Source organism: Rufibacter hautae, from assembly GCF_008271695.1.
Classification (GTDB): Bacteria; Bacteroidota; Bacteroidia; order Cytophagales; family Hymenobacteraceae; genus Nibribacter; species Nibribacter hautae.
In genome coordinates, this window is the sequence record NZ_VKKY01000002.1 from 1601445 (window position 1) to 1623250 (window position 21806).

The window sequence follows — 21806 nt, forward strand, 5'->3', positions numbered from 1 at the left end:
TACCTTACATCCGTTAGGTTTTTACACCTCATTTTGGGATTTATACTAAACAAGGCCAAAATGGACTCGTATACATTAACCGGTGCTCTATGGGGCATCACTTGAATCCATCATTCACCTTAAACTTTAAACAACTATGAGAAATCACGGAATGGGGTACGATGCGTTTAACTCGTATCGCTCTGGAAACGAGAACACTAGTCGTAGTGAGTGGGGCAGCTTAGGCAACCGCACCGAGGGACAAGGAAATAAAGACTATCAATCTTACGGAAGCAATAACCGCGGAAATACCGGAGACAGGGGCGAAAGCAACTTCACCAGCCAAGGGGGTTCCGTTTTCAGCGGTAACCAAGGCGACAGACAAGAAAACCATTACAGCAGCCAAGGCTCTAACTACGGCGGAAACCAATACCGCTCTGGAAACCAAAGCGACCAAAACAGAGGCAGCATGGGTGGCCAGCACGGCAGCTCCAGCGGCTGGAGCGGACACTCCATGCAAGGCGGCAACCAGGGATCATCCATGCAAAACCGCGGCGGGTCTAATTACGGCCAAAGCGGCTCTTCTATGGGCGGCTCCAACTACGGCTATGGTTCGTCTATGGGCAACCAAAGCAGCATGAACCAAGGCGGATACGGATCTTACGGATCTGGCTCAAACCAAGGTTCTTCTAACAACCACCAAGGCTCTTCTAACTACGGGTCACGCGGCGGCTCTAACTACGGCCAAAGCGGCTCTTCCAACACCGGAGGCTCTTCTCAAAACATAGGTACTTACGGCGGCGCGCGTTCTGGCTACGCTGGTTCTTCTTCCGGAAACTCCATGGGAGGTGCCATGGACAGAGGAAACGCCTATGGCAACTACGGTAGCTCCAATGACTTCAGAGGCTCAGGCTCAGGCTACGGTTCATCCAACTACGGGAGCCAAGGCGGACAACAGTCTGGGTCCAGCAACTACGGCGGATCTTTTGGACACAGCGGGTCTTCGTATGGGGGCAATACTGAATCTAATTACGGGCAGTCTTCCAGAGGCGGTTCTGGATATGGAATGAGCAGCGGCTCAGGCATGGGCTCCTCCTCTGGCATGAACAGAGGCTCCGGTTCCAACTCTTGGGACAGAGACAATGACCGTCACTCCAGTGGCACCTCTAACATGTACGGCACCAACAACCAAAGCAACTACCGCAGCGGAAGCAGCAGCGGCAACAGCAGTTGGATGAACGATGACGATAACGACCACGCCCGCTTCAGCCACGGTAACGCCAACGAAAACCGTTATTCAGATGACTACAGCCATCCGTCTAACATGAACCGCGGCAGAGACTATGACCAGAACCGGTATCAGAGCCGCCACAATGACGACAATGATGACAACAACCAGGGCGAAGGCTTCTTTGAAAGAATAGGCCACGGCATTAAAGACGCCTGGAACAGCATTGCCGGCGACGATGATGATAACAACGACAACAACCGCAGAAATTCTGCCGGTGGACCTCCCTACAACTACGGCGCTGGATCTAACAACGCCGGGTGGTAATCCACCTCTTTTATTAAGGGATTGAAAAAAGAAAGCCCCGCCAATATGGCGGGGCTTTCTTGCTCAACACTAAAACAGTTACAGGAACAATTAATTTGGGGATAAGCAGTTAGTCTTTGCATGCCTTAGGTAACCGAATTCGGGTGGCCTAGTGCTCTTTCAGATTCTTAAAACTTTTCAGAATGTCTTACTTCAGCTGATGCAATGGAAACCTGTTTCTTCTGTTTTTAAGGAAGTTTAGAGAATAGAGGCTTAAATCAGGTTTCTCGATTGCCTCTATTCTCTAAAGTTTTGCTGGTCTCCGGAAACGCTGGCTTTCATCAATAATGAAAATGAATCCAGCCGCGCGTACCCGGCGCGCACCTGCTAGTGCATATCTATTGTTTTCACCCCGGGGATATCGCGCAGCGTAAGCCGGATATCTTTCTCGTGGGCTACCGTTCTGAAATTCTGGATGGCTTCCAATACATCATAGTCAATATAAGTAGACTGGGAGCCGTCAATCACCACGTCACTGTTCTCGGGCAAATGATCCAAGGTAAGGGCCACGCTGGCTTTGTTCAGGAAAGACACGTTCTCGCTAAGCTTGATATGGATTTTATCTTGCCCGTTGTGGCTTTCACGCTTGTAGAAGTAAGGTGATTTGTAGTTCGCCTTCAGGATGTAGAATACCCCCACCACTAAACCAATGCTGATTCCTTTCAGAAGGTCGGTAAACAGGATGGCCAGGATGGTGATGATGAACGGCAGGAACTGGTCCATGCCCAATTTCCACTGCGTTTTGTAAAGAACCGGCTTGGTGAGTTTGAAACCTACCATGAGCAGGACGGCGGCCAAAGCGGCCAAAGGAACCAATCCTAACACATCGGTGAGGAACAGAATGCTCAACAACAAGAACACCCCGTGGAAGAAGCTAGAGAGTTTGGATTCACCCCCGGCATTCACGTTAGCAGAGCTACGCACAATTACCGCGGTAAGCGGAATACCACCAATCAGACCACTGATCATGTTACCCACGCCTTGGGCTTTCAGCTCACGGTTGGTTGGGGTGCGGCGTTTGTGCGGATCCAGTTTGTCTACGGCCTCAACACTCAGCAAGCTTTCCAAGCTGGCTACAATGGCCAGGGTAATGGCAATCACCCAGACGTTGGCATTGGTGATGGCTGCCCACTCAGGGAAACGCAACTCGTTCAGAAGTGAAGCCGGACCTGAAATCTCCGGCAGGTTCACCAGGTGAGAATCGGCGATGGCCAGGGCTGGGTAGGAATTCTGGAAAAGCACATGCAACCCGATGGACACGATGACGGCAATAAGGGCACCGGGAACCAACTTGAGAATGGAATTACGCTGGATAAACGGCCGCTCCCACAGGATCAGGATAGCCAAAGAGACAATACCTACAATCAGGGAACCTACCTGCAGTTTGTTACTGAAGGCGTAGCCAATCTCGGAGAACGTGTTGCGTCCATCGGACTGGAAGAAGTCCAGGTCACCCAGGAAATCATTATCAGCGCCCAGGAAATGGGGAATTTGCTTCAGGATCAGGATAAGACCGATGGCGGCCAGCATGCCTTTGATCACCGAGGACGGGAAGTACAACCCAATGATACCGGCTTTCACGAACCCCAGGATCACCTGGAAAACGCCACTCAGCACCACGGCCAAAAGAAAGACCTCAAAGCTTCCCAGGGTTTGGATACCGTTCAGAACGATGACGGTCAAGCCGGCGGCCGGACCACTCACGCTCAACTGTGACCCACTAAGCCACGACACCACCAAACCACCGGTAACGCCAGCAATCAGACCAGCGAAAAGCGGTGCCCCAGAAGCTAGGGAGATGCCCAAACACAAGGGTAGCGCCACTAAAAACACCACCAGTCCCGCGGATAGGTCTTTCCCTACCGTACTAAATAATCCTCGCTCTTTCATAGTTCCTGTTTCTTTGCCAAGTTGCAATTCTGGCAAGCTATTAACCCTTTTAGTGAAATCTATTCCACAAAAGTCACAGATTGAAATTAAGATCGAATTAAAACGAGATTAAAATTTGATTAAAAAGAAAAATTATGAGGAAAACAGCTGAGGCAAAATGCAATTAGAAACAAGCTGTTTTAGAACCGTTTATCTAAAAACAAGCGCTAAATAGATAAATTAGAATGAGTTAAAAATTCTCTAAGGTTCTTATAAGAAACCACCTTAGCATCAAAAAAAACCGTTTAAGGGCCAGATTCAAAAAACTGGCCCTTAAACGGTTTGCTTCTCATAGAAAACGGAAGCGGTAACGAACGTCACCAGACAGAAAGTGACTTCTCAGATCTTGAAGACCTCGTAGAGTTTCGGGAGCGTGATCGTGACCTCGGTGCCTTGGTTCAACTGTGAGTACACCGCTATGGAGCCCTTGTGGAGCTGGATGATCTTCTCCGCCAACGGCAAACCGATGCCATGGCCGGAGATATCGCGCACGTTCTCGGCCCGGAAGAAAGGCACGAACACCTTGCGAACGTCTTCCGGCGCCATACCGATCCCGCGGTCACGCACCCGCAAAACCAGGTTCTTCGGCTTTACCTCTATGGAGGCGGAGATGGTTTTATTCTGGCCCGAGAATTTTCCGGCGTTCTCCAGGACGTTCACGGTGGCAATGAGCAGCAGCGCCTCGTTACCCTTGATGATGAGTTCGTTTTCGTCCTCAGGCATGTCAGTGAATTCCACTTCCACCATCATGGCCGGCTGCCGTTTGCGGGCCTCTCCGCAGGCCTGCCACACCAGTTCATCCAGGCGCAACTCACTCATCTGCACTTTAGACGAATCTGAGCTGGCCTGCACCATTTGCAGCAGCCCGTTAGAAAGTTGGGTCAGGAGTTGGGCATCTTCCAGGATGGACTGCAGCACCCGTTCGTACTCCTCGGGTTGGCGCTTGTTCATGAGGGCCACCTGCAGCTCGCCAATCATGGCGGTGAGCGGCGTGCGCAACTCATGGGAAGCGTTGGACACAAAGGTTTTCTGCACCTCAAAGGCTGTTTCCAACCTATCCAGCAAGTTGTTGAAGGTTTTAGCCAACAGGGCTACCTCGTCTTCCCCATCGCCTTGGCTTAAGCGGCGGTGCAGGTCTGAGGCGTTTATTTTCTCCACCTCCGAAACCACTTTCAAAAAAGGATTAAGGGCGGCCCTGGAGAAAGCCATGCCGCAGAGCACCACAATGATCATGGCCATCACGAAACCCGTGATCAACAAGGTGCGCAGGTGGTACAGCTTGCTCAGGTTGTACAAGTCAATGGAAGAGGCGAATACAAAGTGCACCTGCCCGCGGTGCAGGTAGCGCATGCCCACCATCTGGCGGTCGCCTTTTTCCATGTGCACCTCCCCTTCCTTTTTCAGGAGCTCTAAAAGCCGCGGAGGCACCTCCACGGTCTCCTCCCCTTCGCTGAAAATAAGGTTCTGATTCTGGTCAAAGACTTTCACCACCTCGCGGGGCAGCATCTGGAAGTAGAGCCGCTGGTCCAGGGCGTGCTGCTGTTGGCTTACGGTATCCGCGTCCAGCACGTAATGGGCGGTGGCGTAAGCCCGGTTGAGGATGCGGCCGTAGAAATCGTTCTTGCGGTAAAGGGCGCTGAAATAATACACCGACAAGGAGAAGAAAAGCAGGATCCCGGTGAAGATCACCGTGAACCGCAGCGTAAGAATGGTCTTGATTTTCATTTCTACTCCATCTCCTTCATCACGTACCCCATGCCCACTAAGGTATGAATAAGCTTGGGCGAAAAATCCTTATCAATTTTTTTCCTGAGGAAGTTGATATACACATCTATCACGTTGCTCCCAGTATCAAAGGACGTTTCCCAGACCTGCTCAATAATGTCTACGCGGGAAACGACGCGTTCTTTGTTGCGCAGGAGGTACTGCAACAAGGCAAATTCCCGGGCAGTAAGCGAGATAGGCGTGCCTTTGCGTTGCACGGTCTTTTTCTGCACATCCAGCTCCAGGTCGGCAATTTTCAGCACCTCGGTGCCCACGCTTTCCTGCGACCGGCGCGTCAAGGCCCTGATGCGGGCCAGCAGTTCCTGGAACTCAAAGGGTTTGACCAGGTAATCATCGGCGCCGGAGTCCAGGCCCAGGATCTTGTCATCGGTAGAACCCAGCGCGGTGAGCATGAGGATGGGTACAGTCAGGTTCTGCTGCCGGATGAGCTTACAGACCTCCACCCCGTTCATGCGCGGCAGAATCACGTCCAGAATCACTAACGCGTATTCATTCTCGGTGGCGAGTTTGGCCCCGTAAAAGCCGTCGTAGGCCTGCTCCACCTCGTACATCTGCTCCTCCAATCCCTTCTTGATGAAAGCACTTACTTTGGGTTCGTCTTCAATGAGCAGTATTTTCATGGTTCGGGGTTCAAGATGCTGGACTACAAAAGTAGGGAGAATTTGACACAGACGAAGGTCACTAGTGCCAAATAAGACTTACGGATACTAGAAGCCTGCTTTACAGCTTTTTCATTTGGGGGCTAATTTTGTAAAATCAGACGTAAAATGAGCCTAAGGTATCTTAGGAAGGTATTGATTTCCGAAAGCGCCAGCGTGATTATCCGTTCAGGCTTTCGGCTGTTTGGGTTTGGAGGTCTTCCAAATAAAACCGTCCAGAAGGTAGTGCGTCATCTGGGGCAAGGCCAGCAAAGGCACTAAGATCGACAAGAGTAGTTGATCCTCTATTTGGGGCAGCATCTGGAAAGACGAAAACACCTGCGGGTGCTCACGCCAAACCAAGGCATCCCACAGCCCCTCCTCCAGGTAGGCTAGTACTACCACCAAGCCGATAAAAAAGCCCACCCCTGTCAACCCCATTACTAGCTGATATTTCCAGTTGGTTTGCCGATGGGAACTGGTGCTGTTTTTCTGCTTCTTTCTGGAAATCCAGACCAATGCGAGGTAGGGAATGCCATGGGAGACTACGTTAAAAGTGGTAAAGATCAGGTCGCCGTTGTACTGAACAATGCCTATGTACCAGGCCAGAAACGTACCCATGATGACCAGATTTCGGGGCAGGTTAAACCTTCTGGTTTGCCAGTACACCCATGCTTCCTTCAGCAGGTACACCAAGAACAAACCGATATTCAGAAAGGCCACCCAAGGCGCAGCGGCAGGATAGGCCAGTCGGACAAAATCATCCTCCACAAACCAGTTGAAATGGCGGCTTCCTTCCAGGTGCCAGTACAGCAAAGGAAGCAAGGTAGCCGCATACACGCAGATAGAGTCGAATAGGTATTCCCACTTAGGCCTTTCTTCCTGACGCGAGTACAGCCGCATAAAGCCGTATTGCTGCCGCACAAAGTGGTACACTGCCAGGTAAGCCAATACGCGCCAGAACACGCCCTCACCAAGAGAATACAGTAGAATTCCGCCAGCATAGGCTATAAAGGGAACCCAAAGCAGTAATTGGCGGCGTTGCTGCAGCGTCTCTTTTTCAAAATATGTCCGGAACAAAGTGCTGTACACGTGGCCTACGTCAATGAGGAGAACCAGCAAAACCCAGGCGGGTACCGGCAAACTTTTCACATGTTGCTGGAAAAAGCCCGGAAACAGCATGATGGCCAACAGACAGAGAAAAGGCGGCGACAGGATAAACCAAAAGTCTACCTTAGCCGATTGGAGCCATGGTTGTTTCTGGCTGAGCATGGGCTAGGTTTTCAGAATTTGGTTGGCTGCTTTTATGCCCTGGTAAAAGGCCTCCTCAAAAATGGAGATCCCGCTCAAGTCTGAGTGGGCAAACACAATGTTTCCATTTATTGGGGTAGCGGCCTTTTCCCGGTCCTCTCCCCAGATGAAACCCGGCGTAGGTTTGATCATGCCGTGCCCCCACACCCAGACATCCAGCTGCTCCACTTCTTTTCTGATGGAGGGGTGCGCCTTCTCCAGTTCCTGCAGTACCACCTCAGCCCAATCCTCCTGTTTTCTGGTGAACACCGCTTGGCGGGAAGTCGGAGACGAATCTGCCACCGGGTAGTAAAACGTAATTACCTGCTTCTCAGGGAATCCTTTCACGCTTTGTTGCTGCGCATTAACATACCCCAAGGATCGGCTGCCATAGATGACATTATCCCAGCTAAGCGGGGTTCCTTTGCCCCCAGGCACTTGCTTCAAAGTAAGGTTTGCCACCACCCAAGGAGCATAAGTAAAAGCCTTGCTATTCTGTTTTCCGGCTTCTTTTGGGATTTTAGCCAATAAACGCTCCCTTACAAAGTGGGGCGTTGCCACTACGCACTTTTTCGCCATAAGCCTAGTAGGCTGATCAGTGGCAAGGTCCAGGTAATCTATAAGCACCTGCTTTCCCTGTATTTCCATATTGTACACCAGGGAACCGGTTCTTATGTCTGGGCAGGCCTGCGCTCGTAGTCTTTCCGCGAGCCAATGGTTTCCTTGGGGCCAGGTGAGTACCCGATGCGCGTCTGAATTTGCGGCCTGTGCTTTGCGGGCGGCAAAGTAATGGATCCCGGCCCAGGCCGAGACTTGCTCAATGGTTCCCCCAAAATCATCCAGGCAACAATACTCCACGTACCACCGCAGGTAAGGAGAATCTAACTTTTGTTGGTACAGCCATTCCTGCATGGTGAGCTTATCCAAATCCCGGAAGGTGGCATCTGCCGAAGACTTGTCAAGGGGTATGTCAAATGCGAAGCGACCGTCTTCTCCCTTCGCCTCCTTCATCTCCTCCATCAACGCCTGAAACTTATCTATTTGCTCCAGGTCAGGCTTGGGAACGCTCCAGTTGGGCACTAATCCCTCTTGCCAGTACCCATTGATGAACAGGCGCTCTTCGGGGTCAAAGCAGAGGTGGTATTCATTATAGATGGGCAGACCTGCTGCATCATACCCGGTGATAACCTGTACTTCTTCCAGGAATTTCAGCAGTTCCGTATTGGTGTTATTGGGCAAAGGCAGGTAGTGCGCTCCCCATGGAAAGGCAGAAACTGCGTTTTGTCCAGACTGGCTGTTCCCGCCCGTGCGGTCTTCCAGTTCCAGCAGGCAAACCTTGGCTCCGGAGTTCTGGGTGAGCCACCGAGCAGCCGATAACCCCGAAACACCGCCACCAATCACCACCACCTCTACTTCTTCGGTTTTGGTGGGTACGGTTTTGAGGCCGGTTCTGAGCAAATGCCCTGCTTTGAAAGATGGACCGAACAAACGGCCAGTGATTTGCCTCTTTTCCTCTCCGGCACAACTACCCAAAGAAGCACCGCCCAAGGCCAAGCCTCCCAACGCCAACGCACTCTGTTTTAGGAAACGTCTCCTCTCCTCCCGCTCTGCCATCTAATTGATATAGCTGGCCCACTCGTCCTCAAAATAGCGGACCAGGGCCTGGTTGTTTAACTTGTTGATTTCGGTTTGGCGGGCCGGCATGTCTTTGGGGAACGTGCGCATCTGCTCAAAGGTAGGACCATCAAGATAGCGTAACTGCGCCAAGAATTGGCTGTTTACGTGCATCTTCTTCTCAGGAGAAGCCAACACAAACCCCCAATCACCGAAAGAAGGCACGTGGGCATGGTAAGGCATGGTAGTAAAACCACAACTTGCCAAGGTATTCACCACGCACCAATAGGCATTAGGGGCCACAAACGGAGACGTAGCCTGGATCACCGCCGCTCCACCGGGCGCAATCGTCTCCCGAAGCACTTTGTAAAAGGTATTGGAATAGAGTTTCCCAATGGCGTAGTTGGCCGGGTCTGGGAAGTCAATCACCACGAAATCGAATTGTTCCTGGTTGTTTTTAAGCCACTGAAAGGCATCGGTGTTGATGACCTGTACTTTCCTGGACAATAAAGCCTGTTGGTTCAGATTCCTGAGGACTTCATGGCTGGCAAACAGCTTGGTTACGGCCTGGTCTAAGTCTACCAGCACTATTTTCTGAACCCCAGGGTATCTTAGAATCTCGCGCACCGCCAACCCGTCGCCCCCGCCTAGTACCAGAACTTTCTTAGGGTTCTGGACTGAATTCAAACCGGGGTGCACCAGCGCCTCATGGTACCGGTATTCATCTGAGCTACTGAACTGCAGGTTTCCGTTCAAAAAAAGCCGGAACTCGCGGTCGTTTTTGGTCAGCACAATCTTCTGGTAAGGCGACTGCACCGAGTAAATGATTTTGTCTGCGTACGAAAGGCTCTCAGTGTAGGCCAAGATACGGTCGCTCATCACAAAACCAGCCACCAAGGCCACAATGGCGGCGGCACAGGAGGCGCGCAGAAAATATATCCACCTGATTTCCTTACTGAAGTAAAAACAAAGCCACAACGCCACTCCCGCATTGAGCAGCCCGAAGAAGTACGAGGTGCGCAGCAAGCCTAAATGCGGCACCAGCAGCAAGGGAAAGATCACCGAAGCCAGCAAAGCCCCGATGTAGTCAAAGGTAAAAACCTTGGAAACCAGTTCTTTGAATTCAAAGCGGTCTTCCAGAATGCGCATGATCAGGGGAATCTCCAGCCCCACCAAGATACCGGTCAAGGAAACCAGCATGTACAACACAATCTGGAAAGACGCCACGCGGTCAAACAGCAGGAACAGGATAGTGGAACTGAATCCGCCTACCACGGCTACCAGCACCTCTACCTGGATAAACCAGGCAATCAGGTTCTTGTTGAAGAACCTTGAGAGGTAGCTTCCAATCCCCATGGAGAAAAGGTATACCCCAATAATGGTAGAGAACTGGGTAACGGAATCTCCCAGCAGATAACTGGCTAACGTACCTGCCACCAACTCATACACCAACCCGCATGTTGCCACCACAAACACTGAAAAGAGCAGCAACACCTGTACGTTTACTCGCATGAAAAACTCTGATTACCCGTGTACAGATGCGCCAATGATAATGGCGATGGCGATGATGAAGGCCGCAAAGATGGTGGCCAGGGCCATGTTCTGTTTCTCCAGAATTTCTTTCCAGAGGTTCTCCGGGGTAACTTTCTCCAGGAGCCAGAACGTAAAAAATAGAATGGCTATACCAATAAAGGAGTACAGCAAGGAGGCCGTCACCAGTTTGTAGTTAATGAGTGATTCCATCGTTTTTATTTATGGTAAAAGGTATGTCTTCTGTAGCCGCCGGAAGAACCGCTTGAGCCACCTGCTTCAGATTCTTCTTTGTCATCACCTAAGAAACGGGTACCGGTTAGCCCCGCATAGCTGAAATAACCCAGCACCAGTAGGATGTAGCCTAAAAAAATCTGCTTGATGTATTTATTCATAGGGCTGCTTAATTCGATTCATAAGGGGAATAATCGCTGTTCATCCAACGGCTCTTTTCAAAGGTATAATGCCGCCAGCCTTGCACCAGCGGAACCGCCCCTATTAATAGCAAGGCAATCCAGAAGTTAGACCAGATGGGTACGTCCTGTACCAATTTCAACTGGAACGTTTCTGGCAAAGTGGTCCCATAAGCCATGGTCTCCCGGGAAGGTTGCAGGTACACCTGGTAGGTCCCATGCGGAATAGAGGAAAGAATCTGATCAGTGCCAGGGCTTCCTTCGGTCCAGCGCTCCCCATCTTCAAAGCCTGCGTAAAACTCTACCCCCACTTCTACAAAATATTCTCGGCCTGTCTTCACGTTCAACAGGGAGATGCCGGTGGCAAACCAGGTATTGGTGACCGGAGCCCTAAGAATCACCTGCAAGTTAGTAGCCCCTAAAAAGGAAGACCCGATTTCTAAAGTAGGCCCAGGTACCGGGACCAAAGTTCCTTTGCCCGCCTCCTCCGTCACAGTAAAGGTTTGGTCCAGCAATACCTTGTTCTGGTGGAAAGTAAATAACAGCACCTGAATCAGGAACAAGAGTATGGCCGCTATACCGCCTACCTTGGTGACGTATTGGTAAGAGAAGTTATCTGAGAACGGCTCAACGGCACCCACATCAATCTTGTAGGGCATGGGGCTGGTGATGGAAAACGTTTCCTGTACCGTCTCTGGCTCCATGTGCTCCCCCAGCATCCAGCTTTGGTCTACCTTTGAGAAAGAGTGCGTAAGCATGTAGGGCGGTGCAACATACTCCACAAATTGGCTATTGTCTTCGGTGATTTGCCAGGAGAACTCGCCGCGGGCGTACATCACCTGCGAGCGGTATTTGTTATACAGTTTAAACTCCCTGTCTAGGTAATACAGCGAAGTAGTGTTTTTTGCGGCTCCTTTTGAGAAATCAGAGACAAACCGGAAGAAGGTCCAGTGACCGTCATATTCTGCTAGAAAAGAATACCCGTGCACAGGGTTGAAGAGCACATATTCGCGCCACCGATATTTGAAGTTCTGTTCTTTGTACACCACAAAGCCCACTACTTTGTACAGAATGTCCTTTATTCTTCCCTCACTGCCTATGGGTATTAATGGTTCTTGCTTTTCCCGGCCTACTTTCTTACCAGGTACCAAGCCATTCTCCTGCACATCTGATACACGTGCACAACGGTCACAGGCCACGCTTTTCGCTTGGGCGTACGTGTACAATTGGAGCGGATGCTTGCAGTCAGGACATTTTACCTCCAGCGGCAGGGCCGGAAGTTTCCCTTTTTGGGTTAACTCAAAGCCATTCATGGTGCACCCGCGTATTTTTCAAGGTCAACTCCTGTAACTCCACATACTTGCCCAGGTAAGCATGGGGCACCCCAACTCCGGAAGTATGAATGATGCCCATTTGCCCACTCGTATTGAATAACCCGATGGAAGTGAAGTTCTTCTCCAACAAACCTTGGTCAGGCACCTCTCCTTCCCAGTAAATGGACTTCACTTTATCTATAACTTCTATATCTATAACTTCTATTTCCAGCGAGGATTGTAAAAGGGCAAGGGTACCTCCTACCACTGGCTCAATGACCGGCTCTAACCCCGTGTAACTAGACTCCAAAAAAAGGCTGTAGTTACCAGCCCAATCCCCCAGCCAACCCGTTTTGCCGTTACTATATAAAATGTACCAATGATTGCGGTAGCTTTCTATGAGGAAGTACTGGATGCGCCCAATCACCTCAAACGCTTCATTTTGGTAAGATCCGGTAGCTCCAATCTGCAGAATGCTCAATTCTTCTCTCACCGGTTCTGCTTTCTGGATGCCTGCGCCCTCCACCCGAATTTTCCGGTTAATGGTGAAGCAAGTTGGGCACACTTGCGCCAGGGAATATTCAGTTTTGAAAACCAGGGGAGAACTACAGGAGGGGCATGAAAAGGCAATGCCCACGGGTGTCATCATACAATTGTGAATGGGTCAAACGATAGTGGTAGCTAAAGACCTCGCCTGTTTTAAGCTTGATTTTCTAAAAATAAGACTAAAATATTGAAATCAATACTGCCTGCCACCTGAAAAGAAACGCTATTGCTAAAATTCAAAATCAACCCTTAAATTTTCTGAAGCAGCATTCCTGCCCTTGTCCTTCATGTGAATTACCTTCTAAAAGCCAAACAAAAGGATTTCAGGAGGTATAAACTACTCTGTATTAGCTTATTCAAACAAGGCAACTACTTGAATGAATTGTGAAGCAAGAACTAGTTGGTACTTGTCGAGGAAATATTGCTCAAAGGCAGTTTCATACAATGCGAGGAAAATATTTTTCAGGCAACATATTGCAAATGCAAGGAGTACTACTAACTTTGAAACACAAAGTACTTTACATGGCTACACAACTAGAACACCTAGAAACCCTGAAAGAGATCCGGCGCATCATGGACCGGTCTTCCCGCTTTATTTCCTTAAGTGGTTTGTCTGGCGTATTTGCCGGCATTTTCGCCTTACTAGGTGCCGGAGTAGTGAACTGGTACCTTGACAGTCACCATTTGGTGACCCGCAACATGTATGAAGTCACCCCTAATTGGGACACAGTTGTTTTTCTTTGCTTGGTTGCCGCGGCTGTACTAGTAGCTGCGTTAAGTTCCGGCATCTTCTTTACCGTAAGAAAAGCCCGCCAAGCGAACCAGTTGGTGTGGGATAACCAGATAAAACGACTACTGGTCAACCTGGCCATTCCGCTGGGCGCGGGGGGTATTTTCTGTGGCGTGTTGCTGTACCACCAAGTCATTTACCTCATTGCTCCTAGCATGTTACTCTTCTATGGCCTGGCACTTCTGAACGCAAGCAAGTACACCCTGCGTGACATTTACTATTTGGGCCTCTGCGAGATGGGATTAGGGTTGATGGCTTGCTTCTTCATTGGATATGGCTTGCTTTCCTGGACCATCGGGTTTGGTGTGCTGCATATCCTGTACGGCGCCATCATGTATTTCAAGTATGACCGGAAGGCCTAGGTGGTATGGGGATGACTTATCTGGAGCAGATGAACAAAGCCTTCGAGAGCAAGGCGCGGCTAGGCATCATGTCGGTGCTGATGGTGCGGGAACGGGCAGATTTCAGCACCCTCAAAGAAACCCTGCACCTCACCGATGGCAACCTGGCCAGCCACCTGCGTGCGCTTGAAGTGGCCACGTACCTGAAAGTAGACAAACAGTATTTAGACCGAAAACCCTACACCACTTATGCTGCCACCGAGTACGGTAAAAATGCCTTCCACCAGCACCTGAACGCCTTTGAACAACTCATTTTAAATAACAGACTCAATACTCCATCAAAAAAATTTAACTATGAACTTTGAAACACAAAGTACTTTAAGCAAACCCACCCCAGAAGAGACATCCCCGCAACTGACGAAGAAACCTTTACTTCTTACCGGCTTCATCCTGATTATCATCTCCTACAGCATTTTCCTCCTAAAGGAATGGCGCTTATGGGAGCATGGAGAAAGCTTTGGGGGCATTTTCCTGTTCAATTACCTGATTGCGGCAGGTTACTTCCTCACCTTGGTGTTCCGCAAGTTCTTCCGCTTCAAGGAGCCGTTGCAGATGTTAAATCACCTGATGCTGTTTCTGGTCTTAGGGCTGATCAGTGATTTCGCGCTGAATAAGGAAATGAAGATTTTCCTACCATCCGTAGATTGGTTTACCGGGTGGCTGATCCTTACCTCTCTGGCCATGATGGGCTATTCTTTCAGATCTTTGCTTCCCAGGGCGCTTCAGTTGACGATGGTATTTCTTCTGGGAACCGGGGTGGTTTTGTTCAGCTATTTCTCGCTCTATTTGGCTCCTTACTACTTTGTGGGAGCCATAGGTGCCATTGCCTTGGGCATTGGGTTGCACATCTTTATTCCTTTGTGTTCGGCCATCGCGGTGGTAGTAGCCGTGAAGCGGATGAGCCAGGCAGACACCACGGTGCTGCGGACCTTTGTGTCCGGAATTTCGGTGACGCTGTTGTTTGCCTTGGTTTACCTGAGTCTTTGGCAATCAGGAGTGGAGAAGGTCAACCGGATCCTGAACTCGTACCAGGTACAGGAAAACCAGGACCTGCCTCGGTGGGTGGCGTTGAGCCAGCAGGTGCCCACCACCCCAATCTTCGAACGCATTGTGCAGTCTGACTTGGTGTACCAAACCGCCAGCGAGACGTTCGACGTCTTTGGAATGCCAAATCGGCAGTTTGAGGAACAACAACGGCATGACCCCATGGTGGTAGTGGCCACCCGACTTTTCCGCAAGCCCGATCTTTCTACCCAGGAGCGGGTGAAAATCATGGAGAGCCGGTTCAATGCCCGCCACCTGGCCCAGGAGCGCTTATGGTCTGGCACGCACCTATCCACCAGCAATGTCATCACCCAGGCCCAGATATTCCCGCAGCATCGTTTTAGTTACACCGAGAAGATTTTGACGGTGTATAACAACCACGCCAGCAACTGGGGACAAGAGGAAGCCATTTACACCTTTCAATTACCAGAGGGCAGCGTGGTCACGTCGCTTTCCTTGTGGATCAACGGGCGGGAGGAAAAAGGCTATCTTACCACCCAAAGCAAAGCCGATAGTGCCTACAAAACCGTGGTAGGCGTGGAGGCCCGAGACCCCTCGGTGGTGCATTGGCAGGAAGGCAATACCGTGAGCGTGCGGGTTTTTCCGTGCACCCCACAGGAAAGCCGCCAGTTCAAGATTGGGGTTACCTCTCCCCTCCGCTTAGAAGGCGGAAATTTGGTGTATGAAAACATCTTCTTTGACGGCCCTTCGCCTAAAAACGCCGCAGAAACAGCCATTATTCGGGTGGAAGGTGACACCGTCCCAGCAGACTTGCCCAGTGGTTTTGAGCCGACAACTCTTGGCAGGTTTGAACGCTACGGCGCTTACTCCCCAGATTGGAAGTTTAAAGTGAAAGCCTCCAACGTCAGTCCTGCTGGTTTTGCCTTTGAGGGACAAACCTACCACATGCAGCCGCACAAACCAGAATACGAACCATTCCAGCCCACCCGGGTTTACCTTGACCTGAACAAATCCTGGACCCTGAAGGAATTTACCTCGGTGTGGGCGGCGGTGAAAGGCGCCAAGGTGTACGCCTACGGTTCTTCCATGACGAAACTCACCCCCGAAAACCACCTCACGGTGTTCCAGCTTCTTCAGGAGCAAAACTTCTCGCTGTTTCCGCTGCACCTGGTCAAAGACCCCGAACAAGCCCTCATCATCAGCAAAAGCACCGGCAACTCTCCCAATCTAAAGGATTTGGAAGGCAGCCGTTTCGCAGATGAATTTGCAAAAACAGCCTCAAAACAGAAGTCCATCCGGCTATTCCATTTAACAGGACAACCTTCGCCCTACCTCAGAACTTTGAAGGAACTGAGGTTGATTCAGTTCGCCCAAGGTTCTTCTGCTGAGTTGGCGCAACTTTTAACCGAAAAAAAGTTTGTAAGACCTGACTCTGATCCCAATGCCGTGGTTTTGGACGAAGCTCAAATAAAGATATCCCGCACCCCGTCTACTGCTACTTCCCAACTAAATGGCCCTGATCATTTGATGCGCCTTTTTGCCTATAATCACTTACTGCAACAAATTGGCCCTAAGTATTTCCAGAAGGACTTTCTGGAGACAAACCTGATTGAAGAGGCAGCCCAGGCCAATGTGGTAAGCCCGCTTTCCAGCTTGGTGGTTCTGGAAACCAAAAAAGACTATGAACGCTTCGGGATTGAAGAAAGCAAGAACAGCCTGGGAAATGCCAGTGTGAAATCTTCTGGCGCCGTTCCTGAGCCACACGAATGGGCCCTTATCATCATTGTACTCCTGGTCGTATCTATTTCGGTTCTCAAGCCTCGGCTACTATCATGATGCACCTACCTCTTAATTCCTCCAGGCTTCTCCTCCCGCAACGCTATCTGTTAGCATGGTTGATCGGCATGGGCTATCTGCTCACTGCCGCCTTTTTCCTGCGCCAATACTTGCTCTGGAATCCGCAGTGGCTTTTGGGACTTGCCTTGCTTCCGTTCATCACCTTGCGCACGCCCCAGAAAACCTCGCCTCTTCTTTTATTGGTCACCGGGTGCATCCTGGCATTTTCGGGGTACTACCAGATTACCACGGTATATTTTTTTGGTTTTCTGCTGGTGCTATGGTTTGCCGCGCAAACGCTGCTGGGCCGATCAGGGATTTACCCCCTGCTCATGCTTTCGGTGGCTTCCCCTATTTTCGGGTACGTGGCAGATATCCTGAGCTTTCCCCTTCGGCTGGAGCTTACCAGGGCTGCAGCCTTCCTCATAGGTTTTATGTATGATTCGGCAAAAGCGGCCGGAAACATCATCTTACTGAACGGGCAAGAGTACTCCGTTGATCCGGCGTGTGCAGGCCTTCACTTGCTATCCTTCTCCTTTATGATAGCGGTTTTCCTGCTCGCGCACGTGCACCGCACCCAACAGAAAGCCTGGACCACCTGGATGTTGTTTGGATTACTGCTCCTGGTCCTGGGTCTTAACCTGGTTAGTAACCTCCTTCGGATCTTGGTATTGGTATTGCTGCAAATTGGTCCTTCCAACCCCATGCACGATGTGGTTGGCCTACTTTGCCTGGTGCTGTACACCCTCTTACCTTTTTACTTTCTGGCCAGAAAAGCATCTATGAGACTACCGCGCACGGAACAGCCAGAAACCCCTCAGTGGGTTTTTCCTAAGAAGGTTCTTTGGCTACATGTAGGATTGCTGGTGAGTGTGACCGTGTGTGGGTTTAAAGTGCAGCAAAAAAAGGTATCTTCCCAAATAGTAGCCCAAATACAGGCGCCGGGTTTTCAAAAGGAATTGCTGCAAGATGGAGTGCATAAATTCACCAATGAAAAAGCCCTTATCTACATGAAACCAATCAGGGCCTTTTACTCCACAGAGCATCACCCCATGATTTGCTGGGAAGGAAGCGGCTATTTGTTTCAGAACATCAGTCTTGGTGATATTGGGGGCCACCTGGTTTACACGGGCATTCTCAAGAAAGAGAAAGCGCTTTTACATACTGCCTGGTGGATGGACAATGGGCAGTACCAAACCGTTGAACAAGCAGATTGGCGCTGGCGCATGGCAAAGGGAGAACCGGCGTTCCACCTGGTCAACGTTACGGCCGCCTCTGAGGAAGAACTAGTAAGGCAAGTAACCCAATTGCTGGAAAGCAAAGCCATCACAAACAAAGTAGCGCACAGGTAAGCTGCACCAAGTCTTCATTCCCCAATACTCAGTAAAGTTGAATGCCCTGTTTTGCGGCTGTTTTGGTAAAACAGCCGCAAAACAGGGCATTCAACTTAATGTAGGTTCAGATTACAATTCAGGTACTGCACCGGCCAACTCGGCTTGCCGGTAGTCTTTGGCGCTTTGTTGACCCAGGAAATAGATCAGAATGCCACCTATGGTACAAGAGGTCATGACGGCTACCATGGGCAAGGCCGTGCCGTTGTGGAGTAAACTCACCGCGCCCGAAACCAAAGCCCCGATACCCATCCGGAAGCTTCCTCCCAAAGCGGAGGCGCTACCGGCAAAACGGGAGAAAGGCGCCAGAGACAAAGCCGAGGCATTTGGCGCGGTAAGCCCCTGCCCCAGCAGAAAGAGGAACAGCACGATGATCAGGCCCAGTTGGTCAAACCAGCCGGCATACACCCCCAGCACCATCAGGGTTCCTACCACGGTCTGGTAAAGAAGGCCCATTCTGATGATCTGCTCGCTTTTGAGTTTCCGCAACAGGATGTGGTTGAACTGCGGCGAGCCGATCATGGCCACCGAAAGAATGGCGAATATCCAGCCGTATTCCTGCTCACTCACCTTGTAGATGTTCATGAACACGTCTGGGGAGCCGGAGATGTAGGCAAAGGGGGCTGCGGAGGCAATTCCGCCTACCAGGGTATACACCAGAAATTGCGGGTTGCGCAGCACAGTGAGGAAATTGCCAAGCACCGCCTTCGGTTTAAGCGACATGGAAGCATCAGGCTGTTTTCCTTCGGGCAAGGCAAAGAAAATCCCAGTCAGAATCAACAGGGTAATACCGCCCAAAGCCAGGAACACCGATGGCCAGCCGAACGCCGCCGTCATGTAACCGCCCACCGTGGGCGCAATCATGGGCGACACGGCAATTACCAGAATCAACCAGGAGAAAACCTTTGCGGTCTCCGTGACCGGGAACAGGTCCCTAACCAGGGCCTGCGCCGCCACCATACCCGCACATCCGCCAACTGCCTGCAGAAAGCGCATGCTGATGAGCATATCGGGGGAAGTGGACATGGCACACCCGATGGAGGCCAATATGTACACGCCCAAGCCCACGTACAAGGGGTACTTACGCCCGAAACGATCTAGCAGTGGTCCGTATAACAACTGCCCCGCCGAAATACCAATAAGATAGGCTGTTAGAGAAAGCTGAACGGTAGAAATGGTGGTATGAAGATCCTCGGCAATGGCCGGAAAGCCCGGCAGGTACATGTCAATGGAAAAGGGACTGATGGTGGAGAGGGAGCCCAGAATCAGGATAATAAGGAAATACTGTTTACGCGTCATAACTGTAAGCCAAAGAGGGCAAAGGTACGGCATCTCTAGGTCAATCACCCAGAAAACCCCAACGTACCAGGTACCATCTGTGAAACCAGCTTTTATCTACGGGTATCCTCCGCAACCAGCCTACTGTTTTGAAGGTGTTTTTCAAAAATCAGGCAGAAAAGGAACATTGGTTTTAGCAGTTGTAAAATTCCAGGCATCATCTGTAAATGATGAATTTGCATTTCAAATCATAATGAGGCTCACGGCAGTTGCAAACTGCCAGTCATGGTAGGTCCAAGTCACAGACTTGAACCATGAAAAGTTCACCCACCCCTACCCCTCCGAGGAGGGGAATAAAATCTGTTAACGCTTCTCTCCTTTTGGCTAAGTATGGGAAGTTTCGCTGTGCTTGGATGTATAGGCTATGACTACTTGTATCAAATCCAGCCTTTCGGTTGAGCGCCTTGCCAGGTTCCGGTGCCGCAGGCATTGCGACCGAAAGGGAGCAAAGGAAGCTGGCGCAGCGCGAGGCCGGAAGGCGGGGCCTCGCGGCCGTGAGCGCACGGAGCCCAACAATACAACAATAAAGCTCATGCACCCACGACAACTACGGCGCCACGCCAGCACAAACGGACTACGCATACACAAGCAAACTCAAGCAGCTTCCTGAGAAAAGCCAAGCAGCTAATCATAAGGCTTATAAAAAGAAAAAGGGTGTTCAGAAAGGCATAAACCTTTCCAAACACCTTAAAACTTAAACGCTAAAACTATTTCTTATTTCCCATCCTGGTACAGCAAATGATAATACTCATCCGCCATCCTCTCTGATCCAAAATAGGCCGTGACATCCCGCATACTCTGCTTCATGATGCTCACCCACTTCTTACGATCCACATAATAGGCCGGAATGATCTCGGTCTCCAGGATGTGCATCATGTTGGTGTAATCTACCTGGTCCTGTTCATAATCCGGTAAGGTGGTATCCACGATGGGGAACAGGTAGCTGTTCTCGCCGTGCTTCCCGAACTCCGGAATCCAGCCGTCCTGTACTGAGAAGTTGATGGCGCCGTTCATGGCGGCGGTCATTCCGCTGGTCCCTGAGGCCTCTCTGGGGCGACGTGGGGTGTTCAACCAGATATCGGCGCCCTGTTTCAGTTTGGCAGAAAGGTCTAACTCATAGCCGGTGAGCACGGCCACATTCTTCTTCTGGTGCGATACCTCAATAAGCTTGTTGAAGATGCTGATGGCGCCGTAATCAAAGGGATAAGGCTTTCCGGCCCAGATCACCTGCACGGGCTGCCCTTCGCGGTTGATGAGCTCAAAGAAACGGTGCAGGTCATAGAGCAACAGATCGGCGCGCTTGTAGGCGGCAAACCGGCGGGCCCAGACAATGGTGAGCACATCGTTCTTGAAAATCTTCCCGGTCTGGTCGGCCACTACCTCAAAGAGCGGTTTTTTCATCTCGCACTTCAACTGTACCAACTGCTCATCATCGTTGGCTTCCAGGGCCTGCCGCAAAGAAGGATTCTGCCAATAAGAAACGTTTTGGGCATTGGTGATGGATTTGATCTCGCTCACGCCCTCATTGCCGTACCACATCTCGCGGGAGACATCGCCGTGCAGCTTTGACACGCCGTTGGCGATTTTGGCCAGCCGCAAAGCCGTAAGCGTGTAGTTGAGGCTGGTGCCGTACGTACCGGAGATACGCCGCGCCTCCTCCACGGGCAAGGGACCGAAGAAAGACATCTTGGCCAGCAGGTCCACGTCATGCTCTTCGTTCCCGGCTTTCTCTGGGGTGTGCGTGGTGAAAACCATGCGCTTTTTCACCTCGTGGATGTCGCGGTACTTGTCAAACAGGTGGAAGACCAACGGCAAGGCGTGGGCTTCGTTCATGTGATAGATGGCGGCGCCGCCCAGGGTTTCCACCACTTTGGCTCCTCCAATGCCTAGGATGATGCTCTGTGCGATGCGCGTAGGCAGTTCAGGGTCGTACAGACGGTGGGTGATGGTCCGGCTCAGGAAATCGTTCTCGGGGATGTCGGTGGTAAGGAAGTACATGGGCACCGTCCCGAAGGTCTCGGCGGGCAGTACCAGGGCTTTGACCCAAACCGGATTGTTGTGGATGGTTACCTGCACCATGATGCCGGTGTCTTCCAGGAAGGCGTAATACTTCTTCTGGAACTGAACGCCCATCATCTGGTCATCGGTGCGCACCTGGTCATAGTACCCGTAGCGCCAGAGAATGCCAATCCCGATCATGTTCTGCCGATGTTCGTAGGCGCTGCGCATGTGCGAGCCGGCCAAGTACCCCAATCCGCCCGAATAGATTTTCAGAGCCTGGTGGATGCCAAATTCCATACTGAAGTAAGCCACTCGCTCACTGTACTTCTCATTAATGGTATACGGATGATACCATTTGTTATAGTTTGCCATATGATGTGGGCCGACGTAGGGTAAAACAATTCTGAACGATT

Annotated in this window: 17 protein-coding genes; 5 read left to right on the forward strand and 12 right to left on the reverse strand. The window is 50.9% G+C overall.

Going from position 1 to position 21806, the window contains the following annotated elements:
- The first annotated feature begins 136 nt into the window (after positions 1 to 136).
- Positions 137 to 1534 carry a hypothetical protein gene (locus FOA19_RS15615; protein WP_149091705.1) on the forward strand — a complete coding sequence of 466 codons (1398 nt, stop codon included), beginning with the start codon at positions 137 to 139 and terminating at the stop codon, positions 1532 to 1534.
- 366 nt (positions 1535 to 1900) lie between these two features.
- Here FOA19_RS15615 and FOA19_RS15620 read toward each other — a convergent pair whose 3' ends face one another.
- The 10 genes from FOA19_RS15620 to FOA19_RS15660 form a co-directional block, all read right to left on the reverse strand.
- On the reverse strand, positions 1901 to 3463 hold the full coding sequence (locus FOA19_RS15620; RefSeq protein ID WP_149091706.1) for a SulP family inorganic anion transporter: 1563 nt from the start codon (positions 3461 to 3463) through the stop codon (positions 1901 to 1903).
- Between the two features lie 378 nt (positions 3464 to 3841).
- On the reverse strand, positions 3842 to 5227 hold the full coding sequence (locus FOA19_RS15625; RefSeq protein ID WP_149091707.1) for a HAMP domain-containing sensor histidine kinase: 1386 nt from the start codon (positions 5225 to 5227) through the stop codon (positions 3842 to 3844).
- Between the two features lie 2 nt (positions 5228 to 5229).
- Entirely contained in the window at positions 5230 to 5907 is a 678-nt protein-coding gene (locus FOA19_RS15630) for a response regulator (protein ID WP_149091708.1), read from the reverse strand.
- Between the two features lie 207 nt (positions 5908 to 6114).
- Positions 6115 to 7197, reverse strand: coding sequence for a hypothetical protein (locus FOA19_RS15635; protein WP_149091709.1), 1083 nt, complete (start codon positions 7195 to 7197; stop codon positions 6115 to 6117).
- A gap of 3 nt (positions 7198 to 7200) precedes the next feature.
- Positions 7201 to 8829 (reverse strand): FAD-dependent oxidoreductase, encoded by a 1629-nt coding sequence (locus FOA19_RS15640; RefSeq protein ID WP_149091710.1) that lies wholly within the window; start codon positions 8827 to 8829, stop codon positions 7201 to 7203.
- Positions 8830 to 10341 carry a polyamine aminopropyltransferase gene (locus FOA19_RS15645; RefSeq protein ID WP_149091711.1) on the reverse strand — a complete coding sequence of 504 codons (1512 nt, stop codon included), beginning with the start codon at positions 10339 to 10341 and terminating at the stop codon, positions 8830 to 8832.
- Positions 10342 to 10353: 12 nt separating this feature from the next.
- Positions 10354 to 10572, reverse strand: coding sequence for a DUF350 domain-containing protein (locus FOA19_RS15650; RefSeq protein WP_149091712.1), 219 nt, complete (start codon positions 10570 to 10572; stop codon positions 10354 to 10356).
- A 5-nt stretch (positions 10573 to 10577) separates the two neighbouring features.
- On the reverse strand, positions 10578 to 10754 hold the full coding sequence (locus FOA19_RS23415; RefSeq protein ID WP_190300423.1) for a hypothetical protein: 177 nt from the start codon (positions 10752 to 10754) through the stop codon (positions 10578 to 10580).
- 8 nt (positions 10755 to 10762) lie between these two features.
- Complete coding sequence (locus tag FOA19_RS15655; protein ID WP_149091713.1) at positions 10763 to 12085, reverse strand: DUF4178 domain-containing protein; 1323 nt, start codon at positions 12083 to 12085, stop codon at positions 10763 to 10765.
- Positions 12072 to 12734 carry a hypothetical protein gene (locus FOA19_RS15660; protein WP_149091714.1) on the reverse strand — a complete coding sequence of 221 codons (663 nt, stop codon included), beginning with the start codon at positions 12732 to 12734 and terminating at the stop codon, positions 12072 to 12074. The genes FOA19_RS15655 and FOA19_RS15660 overlap by 14 nt, the downstream gene beginning before the upstream one ends.
- 419 nt (positions 12735 to 13153) lie before the next feature.
- Between FOA19_RS15660 and FOA19_RS15665 the strand changes: the two genes are divergently transcribed.
- The 4 genes from FOA19_RS15665 to xrtN are packed head-to-tail and all read left to right on the forward strand — an operon-like array spanning position 13154 to position 18015.
- Complete coding sequence (locus tag FOA19_RS15665; protein ID WP_149091715.1) at positions 13154 to 13783, forward strand: hypothetical protein; 630 nt, start codon at positions 13154 to 13156, stop codon at positions 13781 to 13783.
- A gap of 11 nt (positions 13784 to 13794) precedes the next feature.
- Positions 13795 to 14127 carry a winged helix-turn-helix domain-containing protein gene (locus FOA19_RS15670; protein WP_149091972.1) on the forward strand — a complete coding sequence of 111 codons (333 nt, stop codon included), beginning with the start codon at positions 13795 to 13797 and terminating at the stop codon, positions 14125 to 14127.
- Positions 14117 to 16663: an XrtN system VIT domain-containing protein gene (locus tag FOA19_RS15675; RefSeq protein WP_149091716.1), complete on the forward strand. Its 2547-nt coding sequence runs from the start codon at positions 14117 to 14119 to the stop codon at positions 16661 to 16663. The genes FOA19_RS15670 and FOA19_RS15675 overlap by 11 nt, the downstream gene beginning before the upstream one ends.
- On the forward strand, positions 16660 to 18015 hold the full coding sequence (gene xrtN / locus FOA19_RS15680) for an exosortase N (protein ID WP_190300424.1): 1356 nt from the start codon (positions 16660 to 16662) through the stop codon (positions 18013 to 18015). Before FOA19_RS15675 ends, xrtN begins: the two co-directional genes overlap by 4 nt.
- 111 nt (positions 18016 to 18126) lie before the next feature.
- Here the strand turns inward: xrtN and FOA19_RS15685 are convergent, their stop codons facing one another.
- Both FOA19_RS15685 and glgP read right to left on the reverse strand, forming a co-directional pair.
- Entirely contained in the window at positions 18127 to 19353 is a 1227-nt protein-coding gene (locus FOA19_RS15685; protein ID WP_149091718.1) for a multidrug effflux MFS transporter, read from the reverse strand.
- A 753-nt stretch (positions 19354 to 20106) separates the two neighbouring features.
- The gene (gene glgP, locus FOA19_RS15690; RefSeq protein WP_149091719.1) at positions 20107 to 21765 is read right to left on the reverse strand and encodes an alpha-glucan family phosphorylase; all 1659 of its coding nucleotides are present in this window, start codon (positions 21763 to 21765) and stop codon (positions 20107 to 20109) included.
- Positions 21766 to 21806: the final 41 nt, after the last annotated feature.